The organism is Bacillus pretiosus (genome assembly GCF_052947655.1).
In genome coordinates this window covers 3,669,681-3,688,531 of sequence record NZ_CM129593.1, presented here as the reverse complement: position 1 = coordinate 3,688,531, position 18,851 = coordinate 3,669,681, and the positions used below count along the sequence as shown (strand labels likewise).

General features: G+C 37.8%; 17 protein-coding genes. All 17 read left to right on the top strand.

Going from position 1 to position 18,851, the window contains the following annotated elements; all coding sequences use genetic code 11:
- Nucleotides 1–5 precede the first annotated feature (5 nt).
- The 17 genes from tsf (at nucleotide 6) to truB (ending at nucleotide 18,837) form a co-directional block, all read left to right on the top strand.
- Nucleotides 6–893, top strand: a complete 888-nt coding sequence (gene tsf / locus ACU8YW_RS18760; protein ID WP_048545999.1) for a translation elongation factor Ts — start codon at nucleotides 6–8, stop codon at nucleotides 891–893.
- A 66-nt stretch (nucleotides 894–959) separates the two neighbouring features.
- Nucleotides 960–1,682: a UMP kinase gene (pyrH, locus tag ACU8YW_RS18755; RefSeq protein WP_000042666.1), complete on the top strand. Its 723-nt coding sequence runs from the start codon at nucleotides 960–962 to the stop codon at nucleotides 1,680–1,682.
- A gap of 2 nt (nucleotides 1,683–1,684) precedes the next feature.
- Nucleotides 1,685–2,242 (top strand): ribosome recycling factor, encoded by a 558-nt coding sequence (gene frr / locus ACU8YW_RS18750; protein WP_000531506.1) that lies wholly within the window; start codon nucleotides 1,685–1,687, stop codon nucleotides 2,240–2,242.
- A gap of 85 nt (nucleotides 2,243–2,327) precedes the next feature.
- Nucleotides 2,328–3,104 carry an undecaprenyl pyrophosphate synthase gene (gene uppS / locus ACU8YW_RS18745; RefSeq protein ID WP_000971311.1) on the top strand — a complete coding sequence of 259 codons (777 nt, stop codon included), beginning with the start codon at nucleotides 2,328–2,330 and terminating at the stop codon, nucleotides 3,102–3,104.
- A gap of 17 nt (nucleotides 3,105–3,121) precedes the next feature.
- The gene (cdsA, locus tag ACU8YW_RS18740; RefSeq protein ID WP_048545995.1) at nucleotides 3,122–3,913 is read left to right on the top strand and encodes a phosphatidate cytidylyltransferase; all 792 of its coding nucleotides are present in this window, start codon (nucleotides 3,122–3,124) and stop codon (nucleotides 3,911–3,913) included.
- Nucleotides 3,914–3,936: 23 nt separating this feature from the next.
- On the top strand, nucleotides 3,937–5,079 hold the full coding sequence (gene dxr, locus ACU8YW_RS18735) for a 1-deoxy-D-xylulose-5-phosphate reductoisomerase (RefSeq protein WP_000790363.1): 1,143 nt from the start codon (nucleotides 3,937–3,939) through the stop codon (nucleotides 5,077–5,079).
- Nucleotides 5,080–5,095: 16 nt separating this feature from the next.
- Complete coding sequence (gene rseP, locus ACU8YW_RS18730; protein ID WP_060488431.1) at nucleotides 5,096–6,352, top strand: RIP metalloprotease RseP; 1,257 nt, start codon at nucleotides 5,096–5,098, stop codon at nucleotides 6,350–6,352.
- A 109-nt stretch (nucleotides 6,353–6,461) separates the two neighbouring features.
- Nucleotides 6,462–8,162 (top strand): proline--tRNA ligase, encoded by a 1,701-nt coding sequence (locus ACU8YW_RS18725; RefSeq protein WP_060488432.1) that lies wholly within the window; start codon nucleotides 6,462–6,464, stop codon nucleotides 8,160–8,162.
- 124 nt (nucleotides 8,163–8,286) lie between these two features.
- Complete coding sequence (locus ACU8YW_RS18720; RefSeq protein WP_426933828.1) at nucleotides 8,287–12,588, top strand: PolC-type DNA polymerase III; 4,302 nt, start codon at nucleotides 8,287–8,289, stop codon at nucleotides 12,586–12,588.
- Between the two features lie 333 nt (nucleotides 12,589–12,921).
- Nucleotides 12,922–13,392 (top strand): ribosome maturation factor RimP, encoded by a 471-nt coding sequence (gene rimP / locus ACU8YW_RS18715; RefSeq protein ID WP_000359099.1) that lies wholly within the window; start codon nucleotides 12,922–12,924, stop codon nucleotides 13,390–13,392.
- A gap of 17 nt (nucleotides 13,393–13,409) precedes the next feature.
- On the top strand, nucleotides 13,410–14,516 hold the full coding sequence (nusA, locus tag ACU8YW_RS18710) for a transcription termination factor NusA (protein WP_000102596.1): 1,107 nt from the start codon (nucleotides 13,410–13,412) through the stop codon (nucleotides 14,514–14,516).
- A gap of 11 nt (nucleotides 14,517–14,527) precedes the next feature.
- Nucleotides 14,528–14,800: an RNase P modulator RnpM gene (gene rnpM, locus ACU8YW_RS18705; protein WP_000071127.1), complete on the top strand. Its 273-nt coding sequence runs from the start codon at nucleotides 14,528–14,530 to the stop codon at nucleotides 14,798–14,800.
- Nucleotides 14,801–15,112, top strand: a complete 312-nt coding sequence (locus tag ACU8YW_RS18700; protein WP_001286521.1) for a YlxQ family RNA-binding protein — start codon at nucleotides 14,801–14,803, stop codon at nucleotides 15,110–15,112.
- A gap of 4 nt (nucleotides 15,113–15,116) precedes the next feature.
- The gene (gene infB / locus ACU8YW_RS18695) at nucleotides 15,117–17,177 is read left to right on the top strand and encodes a translation initiation factor IF-2 (protein ID WP_000036353.1); all 2,061 of its coding nucleotides are present in this window, start codon (nucleotides 15,117–15,119) and stop codon (nucleotides 17,175–17,177) included.
- Nucleotides 17,174–17,455, top strand: coding sequence for a DUF503 domain-containing protein (locus ACU8YW_RS18690; protein WP_000582364.1), 282 nt, complete (start codon nucleotides 17,174–17,176; stop codon nucleotides 17,453–17,455). The genes infB and ACU8YW_RS18690 overlap by 4 nt, the downstream gene beginning before the upstream one ends.
- A gap of 15 nt (nucleotides 17,456–17,470) precedes the next feature.
- The gene (gene rbfA / locus ACU8YW_RS18685; protein WP_000776445.1) at nucleotides 17,471–17,827 is read left to right on the top strand and encodes a 30S ribosome-binding factor RbfA; all 357 of its coding nucleotides are present in this window, start codon (nucleotides 17,471–17,473) and stop codon (nucleotides 17,825–17,827) included.
- 86 nt (nucleotides 17,828–17,913) lie between these two features.
- The gene (gene truB / locus ACU8YW_RS18680; RefSeq protein ID WP_046957399.1) at nucleotides 17,914–18,837 is read left to right on the top strand and encodes a tRNA pseudouridine(55) synthase TruB; all 924 of its coding nucleotides are present in this window, start codon (nucleotides 17,914–17,916) and stop codon (nucleotides 18,835–18,837) included.
- Nucleotides 18,838–18,851: the final 14 nt, after the last annotated feature.

Here is an 18,851-nt window from a genome sequence, read left to right as displayed (position 1 = left end):
AAAATATGGCAATCACTGCACAAATGGTAAAAGAACTTCGTGAAAAAACAGGCGCAGGTATGATGGACTGCAAAAAAGCTTTAACTGAGACTAATGGCGACATGGAGAAAGCAATTGACTTCTTACGTGAAAAAGGTATTGCAAAAGCTGCTAAAAAAGCAGACCGCATCGCTGCTGAAGGCTTAACTTTCATCGAAACAAACGGTAACGAAGGTTTAATCTTAGAATTAAACTCTGAAACTGATTTCGTTGCGAAAAACGAAGGTTTCCAAGCATTAATTAAAGAATTAGCTGCACACTTATTAACTAACAAACCAGCTAACATTGAAGAAGCTATGGCTCAAACAATCGAAGGCGGCAAAACAGTAGAAGAGCACATCAACGAAGCAATCGCTAAAATTGGTGAAAAACTTACACTTCGTCGTTTCGAAATCGTATCAAAAACTGATGCTGATGCATTCGGCGCTTACCTACACATGGGTGGACGTATTGGTGTATTAACAGTTCTTGAAGGTTCTACTGACGAAGCTGCTGCTAAAGATGTAGCAATGCACATCGCAGCAGTTAACCCTAAATACATCGACCGCGATGCTGTAACAGCTGAAGAAGTTGAGCATGAGCGTCAAGTATTGACACAACAAGCTTTAAACGAAGGCAAGCCTGAAAAAATCGTTGCAAAAATGGTTGAAGGCCGTCTAGGCAAATTCTTCGAAGAAATTTGCTTACTTGACCAAGCATTCGTTAAAAACCCTGATATGAAAGTTCGCCAGTTCGTTGAGTCTAAAGGCGGAACATTAAAAGGATTCGTTCGCTACGCTGTTGGTGAAGGTATCGAAAAACGCGAAGACAACTTTGCTGAAGAAGTAATGAACCAAGTAAAAGGTAGCAACTAATAAAGATTAGGGAACACATTGTGTTCCCTTTTTTAAAATAAAGATGTAAGCAATTGGAGGTTCATTATGAGTAAACCGAAATATAATCGTGTCGTATTAAAGCTAAGCGGAGAAGCGTTAGCTGGCGAACAAGGATTTGGAATTAACCCGTCTGTTATTAAATCAGTTGCGGAACAAGTGAAAGAAATTGCAGAACTTGATGTAGAGGTTGCTGTTGTTGTTGGTGGCGGAAACATTTGGCGTGGAAAAATCGGAAGTGAAATGGGAATGGATCGTGCTGGAGCAGATTACATGGGTATGTTAGCAACAGTTATGAACTCATTAGCTCTTCAAGATAGCCTAGAGAACATTGGAATTCAAACTCGTGTTCAAACTTCAATCGAAATGCGTCAAGTAGCAGAGCCTTACATTCGTCGTAAAGCAATTCGTCATCTAGAGAAAAAACGTGTTGTGATCTTTGCAGCAGGTACAGGTAACCCATATTTCTCTACAGATACAACGGCAGCACTACGTGCAGCGGAAATCGAAGCAGACGTTATCTTAATGGCGAAAAATAATGTAGATGGCGTATATAATGCAGATCCATCTCTTGACCCAACAGCTACGAAATACGAAACACTTACTTACTTAGATGTATTAAAAGAAGGTTTAGGTGTAATGGATTCAACAGCTTCTTCTTTATGTATGGACAATGATATTCCATTAATTGTATTCTCGGTTATGGAAAAAGGTAACATTAAACGTGCCGTTTTAGGCGAAAATATCGGAACAGTTGTAAGGGGGAAATAAATATGGGACAACAAGTATTGAAGTCTTCAAATGAAAAAATGGAAAAAGCAGTTGCTGCTTACTCTCGTGAATTGGCAACAGTTCGCGCAGGTCGTGCAAGCTCGTCTGTATTAGATAAGGTACAAGTTGATTACTATGGTGCACCAACACCTGTTGTGCAATTAGCGAACATTACAGTTCCAGAAGCACGTTTACTTGTAATTCAACCTTATGATAAAACTTCTATCGGTGATATTGAAAAAGCAATCTTAAAAGCAGATTTAGGCTTAAATCCTTCTAATGATGGAACTGTAATTCGTATTGCATTCCCTGCATTAACAGAAGAGCGTCGTCGCGATCTTGTAAAAGTTGTGAAAAAATATGCTGAAGAAGCAAAAGTTGCTGTTCGTAACGTACGTCGTGACAGTAACGATGATCTTAAGAAGCTTGAAAAAGCTGGCGATATTACAGAAGATGATTTAAGAGGATATACTGAAGATATCCAAAAAGAAACAGATAAATATATTGCAAAAGTTGACGAAATCGCAAAAAACAAAGAAAAAGAAATCATGGAAGTGTAATAGCGATACCTTCGCAAATATGACCCTCTTCTTAAGGGGGTCTTTTTACACTTTTAGGCATACGTCTGCTTGCTGGAGGGTATGAATGATGTTTAAAAACTTTCCTTTTTTTAAAAGTAAAAAGGTCGCATCGTTTGATCATCTCGTTGAAAAAGTGAAAAAAGGATACATCCCAGAACATATTGCCATCATTATGGATGGTAATGGAAGATGGGCAAAGAGGAGAGCGATGCCTCGTATTGCGGGACATCATGAAGGCATGCAAGTTGTAAAGAAAATCACAAAATTTGCAAGCAAACTTAATGTGAAAGTGTTAACTCTTTATGCTTTTTCAACTGAGAACTGGAAAAGACCGAAAAAGGAAGTTGACTATTTAATGAGGCTTCCAGAAGAATTTCTAGGTACATTTTTACCAGAATTGATTGAAGAGAACGTACAAGTCCGAGTGATAGGACAACAAGATCGTCTTCCTACGCATACACGCAGAGCGATGGAAAAGGCCATGGAAGATACGAAAGAGAATACGGGATTAATTCTTAATTTCGCGTTAAACTATGGAAGTCGAGATGAGATCGTTTCTGCTGTGCAACATATGGTGAAAGATAGTGAGGAAGGAAAAATTCGTGTTGAAGATGTAAGTGAAGAAATGCTTTCTTCCTACTTAATGACGAGTTCTTTACCTGATCCAGAGTTGTTAATTCGTACGAGCGGAGAGCTACGTATTAGTAATTTCATGTTATGGCAAATTGCATATTCGGAGTTTTGGTTTACAGATGTGTATTGGCCAGATTTTACCGAGGAACATTTGCTAAATGCGATTACAGACTTTCAACATAGAGGGCGCAGATTCGGAGGCGTGTAGAAAGAGAGGGTTTGGTAGTGAAACAGAGAATTATTACTGGAGTGGTTGCTGCCGCGCTATTCATTCCCATCGTAATTTACGGTGGCGTGCCTTTTACGGTTTTAGTGTATGCACTTGCTTCTATAGGTTTATATGAATTAATTCGTATGAATAAGCTTACGCTTATTTCAATACCAACAGTTTTAGCTGCAGTATTATTATGGGTTATTTTAATTCCAAGCAGTGCATCAGAACTGTTTACTTGGATTGGATTAGGTAAATTAGAAATCACATTTGTGATTGTTTTATTACTTTTATCATATACAGTCCTTTCTAAGAATACATTTACTTTTGACCATGCTTCCTTTTTACTAATGGCAACAACATATGTTGCAATGGGATTCTTATATTTGAATGAAACGAGAATTTTAGGAATTAAATATGTGTTTTGCGCATTATTTGTTATATGGGCTACCGATTCAGGCGCATATTTCGTAGGGAAAGCATTAGGAAAAAGAAAATTATGGCCAGAAATTAGTCCGAATAAAACGATTGAAGGTTCATTAGGCGGCATCGTTTGTGGGATTGTTGTGGCACTTGTTTACAATATGTTCTTCCCAGTTGAGGCTAATGTAGGGATTTTAATTGTGTTGACAATTATCATTTCTATTTTTGGACAAATTGGTGATTTAGTACAATCTGCATTTAAACGTCATTATGGCGTAAAAGATTCAGGTACAATTTTACCTGGACATGGTGGTATATTAGATCGAACAGATAGTTGGTTATTTGTTTTACCAATTCTCTACTTCTTATTACAATACAATTAATAAATGAACGAGGGGTTGGAGTCATGAAAAACATTAGTTTATTAGGTGCAAGCGGATCAATTGGTACACAAACTTTAGATGTATTACGCTCGCACCCAGACCAATTCCGTCTCGTTGCTTTTTCTGTAGGGAAAAATATTGACTACGCAGTAAAGGTAATTCAAGAATTTTCTCCGCAAATTGTCTCTGTGCAAAGAGAGGAAGATGTTTTAAAATTACAAGCTGTCTCTGGTAATACAAAAATTGTATATGGTAGTGAAGGGCTTTTAGAAGTAGCATTACATCCAGATGCAGAGATTGTAGTAAATGCTGTTGTAGGTAGCGTAGGGTTGTTACCAACACTTCGTGCAATTGAGGCGAAAAAAACAATCGGAATTGCAAACAAAGAAACGTTAGTAACCGCAGGGCATCTTGTAATGGAAGCAGCACGAAAACATAATGTTTCGTTACTTCCAGTAGACAGTGAACATTCAGCTATTTTTCAATGCTTGAATGGTGAAAATGAAAAAAGAATTTCTCGACTAATTATTACGGCTTCTGGTGGAAGTTTCCGTGATAAAACGAGAGATGAATTGCATCATGTGACCGTAGAAGATGCGCTTCGACATCCAAACTGGTCAATGGGTTCGAAAATTACAATTGATTCTGCTACAATGATGAATAAGGGGCTAGAAGTAATTGAAGCACATTGGCTTTTTGGTATCCCTTATGAGCAAATCGATGTTGTTTTACATAAAGAAAGTATTATTCATTCTATGGTTGAATTTGAAGATCGTAGTGTGATGGCACAGCTTGGTTCACCTGATATGCGAGTACCAATTCAATACGCACTTACATATCCTGATCGATTACCTCTTTCAGACACAAAGCAGTTAAATTTATGGGAAATGGGAACATTGCATTTTGAGAAAATGAACCAAGAACGTTTCCGTTGTTTGCGTTTTGCGTATGAAGCTGGAAAAACAGGTGGAAGTATGCCAGCTGTAATGAATGCAGCGAATGAAGTAGCTGTTGAAGCGTTTTTACAAAAGAGAATTGGTTTCTTAACAGTGGAAGACCTCATTGAAAAAGCAATGAACCATCACAATGTCATTGCACGTCCGAGCTTAGAGGAAATTCTGGAAATTGATGCAACCACAAGACGGTTTGTGATGGAACAAATTTAGCAAAGGTGGTATGGAATTGAATACAGCGATTGCCTTTATATTAATTTTCGGTGCACTCGTATTTTTCCATGAGCTAGGGCATCTATATTTCGCAAAAAGAGCAGGTATTTTATGCCGTGAGTTTGCGATTGGTTTTGGTCCGAAAATATTCTCATTTGAAAAGAATGAAACGGTGTATACGATTCGATTACTGCCCCTTGGTGGCTATGTAAGAATGGCTGGCGAGGATGCAGACACAGTTGAGTTAAAGCCTGGAAAAAAGGTTGGCCTTGTATTAAATGAAAAAGACGAAGTTGCGAAATTAGTTTTTGATGGATATGAAAAGTATCCAAATGTTCGTGTCATTGAAGTCGAACAAGCTGATTTAGAGCATAATTTAACAATTTCGGGCTATGAAGAGTACGAGGAAGAGCTTCAAACATTCCGAGTGAATGAAAAGGCTCGTATTATTACTGCTGGTGAAGAAATACAAATTGCTCCGTATAATAGGCAATTCGGCTCCAAGAAATTGGGTCAACGTGCCTTAACAATCTTTGCAGGTCCTGCAATGAACTTCATTTTAGCATTTGTTATTTTTGTGATTCTTGGATTTGTACAAGGTGTTCCTGTTGACAAGCCAATGGTCGGAAAAGTAATGGAGAATAGTGCAGCCGAGCAAGCCGGATTAAAAGAAAATGATACAATTCAAGCAATCGATGGGAAAAACACAAGTACATGGAAAGATGTTGTTACCATTGTACGTGGAAACCCAAATAAAGAAATTACGTTACAAGTAAAGCGTGATAATGAACAGTTTAATGTAAAAGTAACGCCAACACTCGATAAAGAAGGAAAAGACGAAGTAGGTAGAATTGGTGTTTACTCTCCAGTAGAGAAAACAGTAATGGGTTCTATTAAATCAGGATTTGAACAAACATACCAATGGACAAAACTAATTTTTGATTCACTTGTGAAATTAGTAACTGGTCAATTCTCTATTAATGAGTTGTCAGGTCCAGTAGGAATTTATAATCTAACAGATCAAGTCGTAGATTATGGATTTACGCGTGTATTAAGTTTAGCAGCAGTTTTAAGTATTAACCTTGGTTTATTTAATTTACTACCAGTCCCTGCTTTAGACGGTGGACGTTTGTTCTTCTTCTTAATTGAAGCGTTACGAGGGAAACCAATTGACCGCCAAAAAGAAGGAATGGTTCACTTTATTGGTTTTGCATTATTAATGTTACTTATGTTAGTTGTAACTTGGAATGACATTCGTAAGTTTTTCTTGTAAAATAAAGTGAAACTTATAATGAAATAGAGCTCGTAGAATAAAATCCCTCACCTAACTCGAGGTGAGGGGTTTTACTGCGTGTAAGAGTAAAATGAAGAGGTGCGAATAAATGAAACAAAGTATGGTATTCAGTCCTACATTACGTGAAGTTCCAGCTGATGCGGAGATTAAGAGTCATCAGTTATTACTTCGTGCAGGTTTTATGCGTCAAAATGCTTCTGGTATTTATAGTTTTCTACCATTTGGATTAAAAGTACTACACAAAGTAGAACGTATCGTTCGAGAAGAAATGGAGCGCGCAGGAGCTGTAGAATTATTAATGCCAGCGATGCAAGCTGCAGAATTATGGCAAGAATCAGGCCGTTGGTATTCTTACGGATCTGAATTAATGCGTATGAAAGATCGTAACGCTCGTGAATTCGCATTAGGAGCGACACATGAAGAAGTAATTACTGATCTTGTACGTGATGAAGTGAAATCATATAAAAAATTACCGTTAACATTGTACCAAATTCAAACGAAATTCCGTGATGAACAAAGACCTCGTTTCGGTTTATTACGTGGAAGAGAGTTTCTAATGAAAGATGCATACTCTTTCCATGCTACACAAGAGAGTTTAGATGAAGTATACGATCGCTTATACAAAGCATACTCTAACATTTTTGCTCGTTGTGGCTTGAATTTCCGTGCAGTTATTGCTGACTCTGGAGCAATGGGCGGAAAAGATACGCATGAATTTATGGTATTATCTGAAGTTGGTGAAGATACAATTGCATACTCTGATACATCTAATTATGCAGCAAACATCGAAATGGCTCCTGTGGTAGCTACGTATACGAAGAGTGATGAAGCAGAAAAGGCACTTGAAAAAGTAGCAACATCAGATCAAAAAGCAATTGAAGAAGTATCTGCATTCTTAAACATTGAAGCTGACAAGTGCATTAAGTCTATGGTATTTAAAGTAGATGAGAAATTAGTAGTTGTACTTGTTCGTGGTGATCATGAAGTAAACGATGTAAAAGTGAAAAATGTATACGGCGCTTCAGTTGTTGAGCTTGCTTCTCATGAAGAAGTGAAAGAGTTATTAAACTGTGAAGTTGGTTCTTTAGGACCGATTGGTGTAACAGGTGATATCGAAATTATCGCAGACCATGCTGTAGCATCAATTGTTAACGGATGTTCAGGAGCGAACGAAGAAGGGTTCCATTATGTAAATGTAAATCCAGAACGTGACTTTAAAGTAAGTCAATATACAGATTTACGCTTTATTCAAGAAGGAGACCAGTCTCCAGATGGAAATGGAACAATTCTTTTCGCACGCGGAATTGAAGTTGGCCATGTATTCAAATTAGGAACTCGTTATAGTGAAGCAATGAACGCAACATTCCTAGATGAAAACGGAAAAACACAACCACTTATTATGGGTTGTTACGGTATCGGTGTATCTCGTACAGTGGCAGCAATCGCAGAGCAGTTTAATGATGAGAACGGTTTAGTTTGGCCAAAAGCTGTTGCACCGTTCCATGTGCATGTAATTCCAGTAAATATGAAATCTGATGCGCAACGTGAAATGGGTGAAAACATCTACAACTCATTACAAGAGCAAGGGTACGAAGTATTACTAGATGATCGTGCAGAACGTGCAGGTGTTAAATTTGCAGATGCAGATTTATTCGGCCTTCCAGTTCGCGTGACAGTTGGTAAAAAAGCAGACGAAGGTATTGTAGAAGTGAAAGTACGTGCTACAGGCGAGTCTGAAGAAGTGAAAGTAGAAGAACTTCAAACATATATTGCAAATATTTTAAAATAAGAAGAGGTACCTCGTAATGAGGTACCTTCTCTTTCTTTGTAAACGTATTTTGTAAAAGAAGAAGGGAGAAATCTTTCTTTGTAGTACGTTTCAATTTATAATAGCAAATGGAAGGAGAGTGCTTATGTCTTTAACAAATGAACAACAAGAGCGATTTCAAATTTTGCTCCAGCATTTGCAAATACCAGACGACCTTATAAATCAATATTTACAAGGTGGTGGCATTGAAAGGCTCGTTATTGATAAAACGAATAAAAGTTGGCATTTTGATTTACAAGTGCCACGAATTTTGCCTACAGAATTATATGAATTGCTAGAAACAAAGCTTAAGCAATCATTTTCTCATATTGCAAGAACAACATTTGCATTAGAAACAGAGAATAAACAATTTACAGAAGAAGAAGTGAGGGCGTATTGGCCACTTTGTACGGAACGAATTACATTTTCACCTATGTTTGCTTACTTAAAAAAGCAGCTTCCGCAGGTGAATGGAGTGAAGTTGCTAATAAATGTGAATAATGAGCTGGAATCTACTGCTTTAAAGAAAAACGTTGCGAAACCAGTAGGGGATCAATACGAAACTTTTGGATTCCCGCGTTTTCAGTTAGACACACATATACAGCAAAATACAGAAGAAATGCAAAAGTTTCGTGAGCAAACGCAGCAAGAAGATCGTGAACGTGTTATACAAGCTATGGAAGAAATGGCAAAGAAGCAAGCTGAAGAAAGTAGCGTTGTGCATGAAGGACCGGTTGTACTCGGATATCTTATTAAGCCGGATGAAGAGATTACACCGATGCGAGAAATTCAAGATGAAGAAAGAAGAAAAACAGTTCAAGGGTATGTCTTCCATGTAGAAACGAAAGAGCTACGTAGTGGCCGTACGTTATTAACTTTAAAAATAACAGACTATACGGATTCAATTATGATCAAAATGTTCTCGCGTGACAAAGAAGATATTCCAATGCTGCAATCCTTGAAAAAAGGAATGTGGGTGAAAGCGCGTGGTTCTGTTCAAAATGATACATTCGTTCGAGATTTAGTAATGATTGCAAATGATATAAATGAAATAACAGGACCGTCTCGTAAAGATAAAGCGCCAGAAGGTGAAAAACGTGTAGAGCTGCATCTTCACACACCGATGAGCCAAATGGACGCTGTTACTCCTGTTTCTAGACTTGTTGCCCAAGCAGGTAAATGGGGACATGAGGCAATCGCTGTTACAGACCATGCTGTTGCGCAGTCTTTCCCAGAGGCATATTCTGCGGGTAAAAAGGCTGGGGTTAAAGTTATATATGGTGTAGAGGCGAATTTAGTTAATGATGGTGTACCGATTGCATATAACGAAGCGCATCGTTTACTTGCAGAGGAAACTTATGTTGTTTTCGACGTTGAGACGACAGGTTTATCAGCTGTATATGATACTGTTATCGAGTTAGCGGCTGTAAAAGTAAAAGGTGGCGAAATTATTGACCGCTTTGAATCTTTCGCAAATCCACATCAACCATTATCTGCGACGATTATTGAATTAACAGGTATTACAGATGATATGTTAACGGATGCACCAGAAGTGGACGAAGTGTTTAAAAAGTTTGAAGAATGGATGGGCGACCATACACTTGTTGCTCATAACGCAAGTTTTGATATGGGCTTTATTAACGTAGGTTTTAAAAAGGCTGGACTAGAAAAAACGAATAATCCTGTTATTGATACGTTAGAACTTGCAAGATTCTTATTCCCGGAAATGAAAAACCATCGATTAAATACGATGTGTAAAAAGCTTGATATTGAATTAACGCAACATCACCGTGCGATTTATGATACAGAAGCAACAGGGTACTTACTTGTGAAAATGTTAAAAGATGTGATTGAAAAGGGATTTGAATATCACGATCAATTAAATGATAGCATGGGGCAAGGGGATGCGTATAAGCGTGGACGTCCAAGTCATATGACGTTACTTGCGACATCAGATGTAGGGTTGAAAAATTTATATAAACTTGTTTCCTATTCTCACCTAAATTACTTTTACCGTGTACCACGAGTACCAAGGTCACTATTAAAAAAATATCGTGAAGGAATTTTAGTAGGAACGGCTTGTGATAAAGGTGAAGTGTTTGAGGCGATGATGCAAAAAGCTCCTGAAGAGGTAGAAGAAATTGCGCAGTTCTATGATTACATTGAAGTAATGCCTCCAGAGGTGTTACGTCATTTAGTAGAGCGTGAACTTGTTCGAGATGAGGGACAATTAAAAACAATTATTTCTAACTTAGTAAAACTAGGTGAGACGTTAGATAAACCAGTTGTTGCTACAGGAAACGTGCATTATATAGATCCAGAGGATGCAATGTATCGCAAGATTTTAGTCAGTTCGCAGGGCGGAGCCAATCCGTTAAACCGACATTCATTACCACCTGTACATTTCCGTACAACGGATGAAATGTTAGAGTGTTTTTCATTCTTAGGTGAAGACGTAGCGAAAGAAATTGTTGTAACGAATACACAAAAGATTGCATCATTAATTGGTGATGTTCATCCAGTGAAAGATGATCTATATACACCGAAAATTGAAGGTGCAGATGATGAGACGCGTGATATGAGTTATAAAATGGCGCGTAGCATTTATGGTGAAGAGTTACCTGAAATTGTAGAAGCGCGTTTAGAAAAAGAATTAAAAAGTATTATTGGGCATGGATTTGCCGTAATTTATTTAATTTCACATAAGCTTGTGAAAAAATCGTTAGTAGACGGATATTTAGTAGGTTCGCGTGGATCGGTAGGTTCATCATTCGTTGCAACGATGATGGAAATTACAGAAGTAAACCCATTACCACCACACTATGTATGTCCGAAGTGTAAGCAATCAGAATTCTTTAATGATGGTTCTGTAGGTTCTGGTTTTGACTTGCCGGATAAAGAATGTCCTGCATGTAATGTTCCATACGTGAAAGATGGACATGATATTCCGTTCGAAACGTTCCTTGGATTTAAAGGAGATAAGGTACCCGATATCGATCTGAACTTCTCCGGGGAATACCAACCACGTGCCCATAACTATACGAAAGTACTGTTCGGTGAAGATTATGTATACCGTGCGGGTACAATAGGTACAGTTGCGGAAAAAACGGCTTATGGATATGTAAAAGGTTATGCAAATGATCATAATTTAACGATTCGAAATGCAGAGATTGACCGCTTAGTAGCAGGATGTACGGGCGTAAAACGTACAACCGGACAGCATCCAGGTGGTATTATCGTTGTGCCAGATTACATGGATATCTTTGATTTCTCACCAATTCAGTTTCCGGCAGATTCAATAGGGGCTGAGTGGAGAACGACACACTTTGATTTCCACTCCATTCATGATAATTTATTGAAACTTGATATACTAGGACACGATGATCCTACTGTTATTCGTATGTTACAAGATTTAAGTGGTATTGATCCGAAAACAATCCCAACAGACGATCCGGAAGTAATGAAAATTTTCTCAGGCCCGGAATCGTTAGGGGTAACGGAAGAACAAATTAACTGTAAAACAGGTACACTTGGTATACCAGAGTTTGGTACGAAATTCGTAAGGCAGATGTTAGAAGAGACGAAACCTACGACATTCTCTGAGTTAGTCCAAATCTCTGGACTATCACATGGTACAGACGTATGGCTTGGTAATGCAAACGAGTTAATTTATAACGGTACATGTACGCTGAGTGAAGTTATCGGTTGTCGTGATGACATCATGGTATATTTAATCTATCAAGGTTTAGACCCATCATTAGCCTTCAAAATCATGGAGTCAGTTCGTAAAGGTAAAGGTGTACCGGAAGAATGGGAAGATGACATGAAAAGTAATAATGTACCAGGTTGGTATATTGATTCATGTAAGAAAATAAAGTACATGTTCCCTAAAGCCCATGCGGCTGCTTACGTACTTATGGCTGTACGTATTGCATACTTTAAAGTACATTTCGCGCTTCTATTCTATGCGGCATACTTTACAGTTCGTGCAGATGACTTTGATGTAGAGGCGATGGCGAAAGGTTCAGCATCTATACGTGTAAGAATTGATGAAATTGCGCAAAAAGGTTTGGATGCAGCGCCGAAAGAGAAAAGTTTATTAACAGTACTAGAAATGACACTTGAAATGTGTGAGCGTGGATACTCATTCCAAAAGGTTGATTTATACCGTTCACATGCAACAGAATTTATTATTGATGGGGATACTTTAATTCCTCCATTTAATGCAGTGCCTGGACTTGGTACAAATGCAGCTTTAAGTATTGTAGAAGCACGCAAAAATGGAGATTTCTTATCAAAAGAAGATTTACAGCAGCGCAGTAAGGTTTCGAAAACAATTATTGAGTATTTAGATAGTCAAGGTTGCTTAGGCGATCTACCTGATCAAAACCAGTTATCACTGTTCTAATAGGTAGGAAAATTCTTTGCAAATCAACATTTGCTATGGTATACTATTAACCGAGATAACCATGTCATGTATATTGTGTAAAAAAAAGAGTGGGGAAACCCACTCTTTCGTGTTACTATCTACGTTTTATTGATGTGGAGAGGTAAGAAATTTCTGTCGTATATACATATTTTGTTACAAGTTTTACTTCTTAAATTTGGTAATACTAAGACAGATATTCCCTGCTTAACGGCAGGGGCTTTTGTTAGCTAACGAGAAAGAATAAGATGGACCGTTTTTATGGACGGGGTCTTTTCTTGTAAATGGTACATGGCGGCAGGAAGGAGGCTGTTTATGGATAAGAAAGTCACAGAAGTTGTAGAAGCATTTGCGCAGCCAATCGTTGAAGAGTTAAATCTTGAACTTGTAGATGTAGAGTATGTGCAAGAAGGACAAGACTGGTTCTTACGCGTATTCATCGATTCTGAAAAGGGAGTCGACATTGAAGAATGCGGTGCGGTAAGTGAACGTTTAAGCGAAGCTTTAGATAAAGAGGATCCAATTCCTCATCTTTACTTTTTGGATGTATCATCTCCTGGAGCGGAACGCCCATTAAAGAAAGAGAAAGACTTCCAGCAAGCGGTAGGAAAACAAGTGGCAATTAAAACATATGAGCCGATTGATGGTGAAAAAATGTTTGAAGGAAAGCTACTTTCCTACGATGGTACTACAATTACATTATTATTAACAATTAAAACACGTAAAAAAGAAATCCAAATTTCAATGGATAAAGTTGCAAATGCGCGACTTGCTGTTACGTTTTAGTTAGAAGGGGGATCTTCATGAGCACTGAGTTGTTAGATGCCTTGCTCGTATTAGAGTCAGAAAAAGGAATTAGCAAAGATATTATTATTGATGCGATTGAAGCAGCGTTAATCTCTGCTTATAAACGCAATTTTAACCAAGCACAAAACGTTCGTGTGAGCTTTAACCCAGAAGTGGGAACAATTCAAGTTTTAGCACGTAAAGACGTTGTTGATAATGTGTTTGATCCACGTCTTGAAATTTCTGTTGAAGAAGCAAGACAAATTAATCCAAACTATCAAGATGGTGACGTACTAGAGATTGAAGTAACACCAAAAGATTTCGGTCGTATTGCAGCACAAACTGCAAAACAGGTTGTAACACAACGAGTGCGCGAAGCAGAGCGTGGTGTTATTTACTCTGAGTTTAGTGACCGTGAAGAAGATATCATGGTGGGTATCGTACAACGTCAAGATGCTCGTTTCATCTATGTAAGCTTAGGGAAAGTAGAAGCTTTATTACCTGTAAGTGAGCAAATGCCAAACGAACAGTACAAACCACATGATCGTATTCGCGTATTCATTACGAAAGTAGAAAAAACAACGAAAGGACCACAAATTTACGTATCACGTACACATCCTGGTCTTTTAAAACGTTTATTCGAAATGGAAGTTCCTGAAATTTATGATGGAACTGTTGAAATTCGTTCTGTAGCACGCGAAGCAGGCGATCGCTCTAAAATTTCTGTACATGCAGAGAACATTGATGTTGATCCAGTAGGTTCTTGTGTAGGACCGAAAGGACAACGTGTACAACGCATTGTAGACGAACTAAAAGGCGAAAAGATTGACATCGTTCGCTGGTCAAATGATCCAGTAGAATATGTTGCAAATGCTTTAAGCCCATCACAAGTTGTTAAAGTGCTTGTAGATGAAGAAGAAAAAGCAACAACAGTTGTTGTTCCAGACCACCAACTGTCATTAGCTATTGGTAAGCGTGGACAAAATGCACGTCTTGCAGCTAAATTAACAGGTTGGAAAATTGATATTAAGAGTGAGTCTGATGCGAAACAACTTGGTATTGTAACAGAAGAAGATAGCGTAATCGCATTCGGATTCGATTCAGTTGAAGACGAAATCGAATAGAGGTGATGAGTATGAGCAATCGAAAAGTTCCGTTACGAAAATGTGTTGCAACGCAAGAAATGAAATCAAAACGAGAGCTCGTTCGCATTGTTCGTTCCAAAGAGGGAGAAGTGTCCATTGATTTAACTGGAAAGAAATCAGGACGAGGTGCTTATTTATCAAAAGATAAAGAAAGTATTCTTCAAGCCCAAAAGAAAAATGTTTTGGAACATCATCTAAAAGCGAAAATCGACGGTTCTCTATACGAAGAGCTTCTTGAGCTTGTTGAGAAGGAGTCGAAATAAGTGTCCGATTGGAAATCGTTTTTAGGACTAGCAAACCGGGCTCGGAAAATTATTTCGGGTGAAGAACTTGTTTTAAAAGAAGTACGAAGTGGCAAAGCAAAACTTGTATTGCTATCTGAAGATGCGTCAGCAAATACTACAAAACGCATCACGGATAAAGCGACGTATTACAACGTACCAATGAGAAAGGTCGAAAATCGACAACAATTAGGGCATGCGATTGGGAGAGACGAGCGAGTCGTTGTAGCTGTGTTAGATGAGGGCTTTGCGAAAAAGCTGCGTAGCATGCTCGATACAAATTACCGGGGGTGAAGGTATGAGTAAAATTCGAGTGCATGAATATGCAAAACAACATAATATCTCAAGTAAAGATCTTATGACAAAACTAAAAGAAATGAATATCGAGGTTTCGAATCATATGACAATGTTAGAAGATGAAGTAGTAAATAAATTAGATAATGCGTATCAAACTGAAAAACCTTCTGTTGCAGATGAGTTTGAAGTAGAAGAAAAAGTTGTTCGTAGTAAAAAGAACAGCAATAAGAAAAAGAAAAAAGGCAAAGGAAATGAAGACAAACGTCAAGATAACTTTGCTGGAAGACAACAAACACAAACTGTAGAAACACCAGATAAAGTTACTTTCTCTGGAAGTCTTACAGTAGGTGAGCTTGCTAAAAAATTAAGCAAAGAGCCATCTGAAATTATTAAGAAGCTCTTTATGCTTGGGATTATGGCAACAATTAACCAAGACTTAGATAAAGATACAATTGAGTTAATTGCTACTGATTATGGTATTGAAGTAGAAGAAGAAGTAGTTGTAAGTGAAACTGAATTTGAAACATTCATCGATGAGCAAGATGATGAAGAGAACTTAAAAGAGCGTCCAGCTGTAGTTACAATTATGGGGCACGTTGACCATGGTAAAACAACTTTACTTGACTCTATCCGTAATTCAAAAGTAACTGCAGGCGAAGCAGGTGGAATTACTCAGCATATTGGTGCATACCAAGTTGAAGTAAATGACAAGAAGATTACATTCTTAGATACGCCTGGTCACGCGGCATTTACAACGATGCGTGCTCGTGGTGCGCAAGTAACGGATATTACAATCCTTGTTGTTGCAGCTGATGACGGTGTTATGCCACAAACAGTTGAAGCAATTAGCCATGCGAAAGCAGCTGGAGTACCAATTATTGTAGCTGTGAATAAAATGGATAAACCAGCGGCAAATCCTGATCGTGTAATGCAAGAATTAACAGAATATGAATTAGTTCCAGAAGCTTGGGGCGGAGATACAATTTTCGTACCAATTTCTGCAATTCAAGGTGAAGGAATTGACAACTTATTAGAAATGATTCTTCTTGTAAGTGAAGTAGAAGAATATAAAGCAAATCCAAACCGCTATGCAACTGGTACTGTAATCGAAGCACAGCTTGATAAAGGTAAAGGAACTATCGCGACATTACTTGTTCAAAACGGTACACTTCGAGTTGGAGATCCAATCGTTGTTGGTACTTCATTCGGACGTGTTCGTGCAATGGTAAGTGATATTGGTCGTCGTGTAAAAGTTGCTGGTCCATCAACTCCTGTTGAAATTACAGGTTTAAACGAAGTACCACAAGCGGGAGATCGTTTCATGGCATTCGCTGATGAGAAGAAAGCTCGTCAAATCGGTGAATCACGTGCACAAGAAGCGTTACTTGCTCAGCGTGGTGAAAAATCTAAATTAAGCCTTGAAGATTTATTCCAACAAATCCAAGAAGGCGATGTAAAAGAAATTAACTTAATTGTGAAAGCAGACGTACAAGGTTCTGTAGAAGCAATGGCAGCGTCACTTCGTAAAATTGATGTTGAAGGTGTTAAAGTTAAAATTATCCATACAGGCGTAGGTGCGATTACAGAATCTGATGTTATTTTAGCTTCTGCATCTAATGCAATTGTAATTGGATTTAACGTACGCCCTGATGTGAATGCGAAGCGTACAGCTGAATTAGAGAATGTTGATGTTCGTTTACACCGTATTATCTATAAAGTAATCGAAGAAATCGAATCAGCAATGCAAGGTATGCTGGATCCAGAATTCGAAGAAAAAGTAATCGGTCAAGCGGAAGTACGCCAAACATTCAAAGTAACAAAAGTTGGAACAATCGCAGGTTGTTACGTAATTGACGGTAAAATTACACGTGATAGTGGCGTGCGTATTATCCGTGATGGCGTAGTAATTTTCGAAGGACAACTTGATACGTTAAAACGTTTCAAAGATGACGTAAAAGAAGTTGCACAAAACTATGAGTGTGGTATTACAATTGAGAGATATAATGATCTTAAAGAAGGGGACATCATTGAAGCGTACATTATGGAAGAAGTGAAGCGATGATTATCGCTTCACTCTCATTCGAGTGTATGATTTACGATGTGCATTCTTTAAAAGAGAAACGAGCAATTTTGCAACGGGTGCTAACTCGTGTGAAGCAGCGTTATAATGTAGCTGTTTCAGAAGTAGGGCATCAAGATGTATGGCAACGTACAGAAATTGCAATTGTTTCTGTATCCTCTAATCGTGTTATTTGTGAAAAAGAAATGAATCGTGTACTCGAGTACATCGATTCATTTCCTGAAATTGAACGTACAATAACACAATTGGAATGGTATTGAATGAGGTGAAGAGTTATGAAATTACGTGCAAACCGTGTAGGCGAGCAAATGAAAAAAGAATTAGGCGACATCATCAGTCGTAAAATTAAAGATCCACGTGTTGGATTTGTTACAGTAACAGATGTACAAGTGAGTGGAGATTTACAAATTGCTACAGTATATATTTCTGTTTTAGGTGATGAGGAACAGAAAGAAAGTACATTAAAAGGTTTAGCGAAGGCAAAAGGTTTCATTCGTTCAGAAATTGGCCAGCGTATTCGTCTTCGTAAAACACCGGAAATTTCCTTTGAGTTTGATGAGTCTATCGGATATGGTCATCGAATTGATACACTTTTACATCAAATTAATAAAGACGGTAAACGTGAAGAATAATGGATAGACATTTGTCTATCCATTTTTTCAATGCAAAATTAATTTTGGATAATTACTATGAAAGAATTATGATGAGGTGAACATATATGGAAGGTGTAGTATTATTACATAAGCCAAAAGGCATGACATCACATGATTGTGTATTTAAATTAAGAAAGATATTGCGTGAGAAACGAATTGGTCATACAGGAACATTAGATCCAGATGTAACAGGAGTATTACCTATTTGTGTAGGACGAGCAACGAAGATTGCACAATTTTTAACAAGTGAGACGAAAACATATGAAGGTGAAGTAACACTTGGATTTTCAACGACAACTGAAGATGCTTCTGGTGAAGTTGTTGAAAGGAAAAATGTAGATCGTGTTATTACTCGTAAGGAAGTAGAAGGGGCTCTTGCTGCATTAACAGGTACGATTGAACAAATGCCTCCGATGTTTTCAGCTGTAAAAGTTAACGGAAAAAAATTATATGAATATGCAAGAGCAGGACAAGAAGTTGAACGTCCAGTTCGTACAATTACAATTCATGAATTTGTATTACTAGATGACCGTGAAGTGTTTGAGGGAGAAAATATTTCATTCCGTTTCCGTGTAACGTGTAGTAAAGGGACATATGTAAGAACGTTAGCAGTAATGATTGGTGAAAAACTTGGTTTCCCATCACATATGTCTCACCTTGTAAGAACAGCTTCTGGTGAGTTTTTATTAGAAGATTGCATATCATTTGAAGAAATTGAAGAAAACGTGCAAAATGGAACAGTAGAGTCTATCTTCATTTCAATTGATGAAGCATTAAGTAAGTTTCCGAAAATGGTTGTAGATGAAAAGCAAGCAGAGAAAATAAAGAATGGTATGTTCTTAAAAAATGAATTGCAAATAACGGCGCCATTTATAACAGTGTTTGATACAAATAATCGTTGCCTTGCAATTTATGAGCACCATCCAAAACACCCTGGTATGCTAAAGCCGATGAAAGTACTTGTGAATAATCAAGAACTAAAGCTATAATGAATTATTGGAAG

Bases quoted from the DNA above. Each gene is read 5' to 3' on its own strand.
- tsf (WP_048545999.1), top strand. From the start codon at position 6: ATGGCAATCACTGCACAAATGGTAAAAGAACTTCGTGAAAAAACAGGC.
- pyrH (WP_000042666.1), top strand. From the start codon at position 960: ATGAGTAAACCGAAATATAATCGTGTCGTATTAAAGCTAAGCGGAGAA.
- frr (WP_000531506.1), top strand. From the start codon at position 1,685: ATGGGACAACAAGTATTGAAGTCTTCAAATGAAAAAATGGAAAAAGCA.
- uppS (WP_000971311.1), top strand. From the start codon at position 2,328: ATGATGTTTAAAAACTTTCCTTTTTTTAAAAGTAAAAAGGTCGCATCG.
- dxr (WP_000790363.1), top strand. From the start codon at position 3,937: ATGAAAAACATTAGTTTATTAGGTGCAAGCGGATCAATTGGTACACAA.
- ACU8YW_RS18725 (WP_060488432.1), top strand. From the start codon at position 6,462: ATGAAACAAAGTATGGTATTCAGTCCTACATTACGTGAAGTTCCAGCT.
- ACU8YW_RS18720 (WP_426933828.1), top strand. From the start codon at position 8,287: ATGTCTTTAACAAATGAACAACAAGAGCGATTTCAAATTTTGCTCCAG.
- rimP (WP_000359099.1), top strand. From the start codon at position 12,922: ATGGATAAGAAAGTCACAGAAGTTGTAGAAGCATTTGCGCAGCCAATC.
- nusA (WP_000102596.1), top strand. From the start codon at position 13,410: ATGAGCACTGAGTTGTTAGATGCCTTGCTCGTATTAGAGTCAGAAAAA.
- rnpM (WP_000071127.1), top strand. From the start codon at position 14,528: ATGAGCAATCGAAAAGTTCCGTTACGAAAATGTGTTGCAACGCAAGAA.
- infB (WP_000036353.1), top strand. From the start codon at position 15,117: ATGAGTAAAATTCGAGTGCATGAATATGCAAAACAACATAATATCTCA.
- ACU8YW_RS18690 (WP_000582364.1), top strand. From the start codon at position 17,174: ATGATTATCGCTTCACTCTCATTCGAGTGTATGATTTACGATGTGCAT.
- rbfA (WP_000776445.1), top strand. From the start codon at position 17,471: ATGAAATTACGTGCAAACCGTGTAGGCGAGCAAATGAAAAAAGAATTA.
- truB (WP_046957399.1), top strand. From the start codon at position 17,914: ATGGAAGGTGTAGTATTATTACATAAGCCAAAAGGCATGACATCACAT.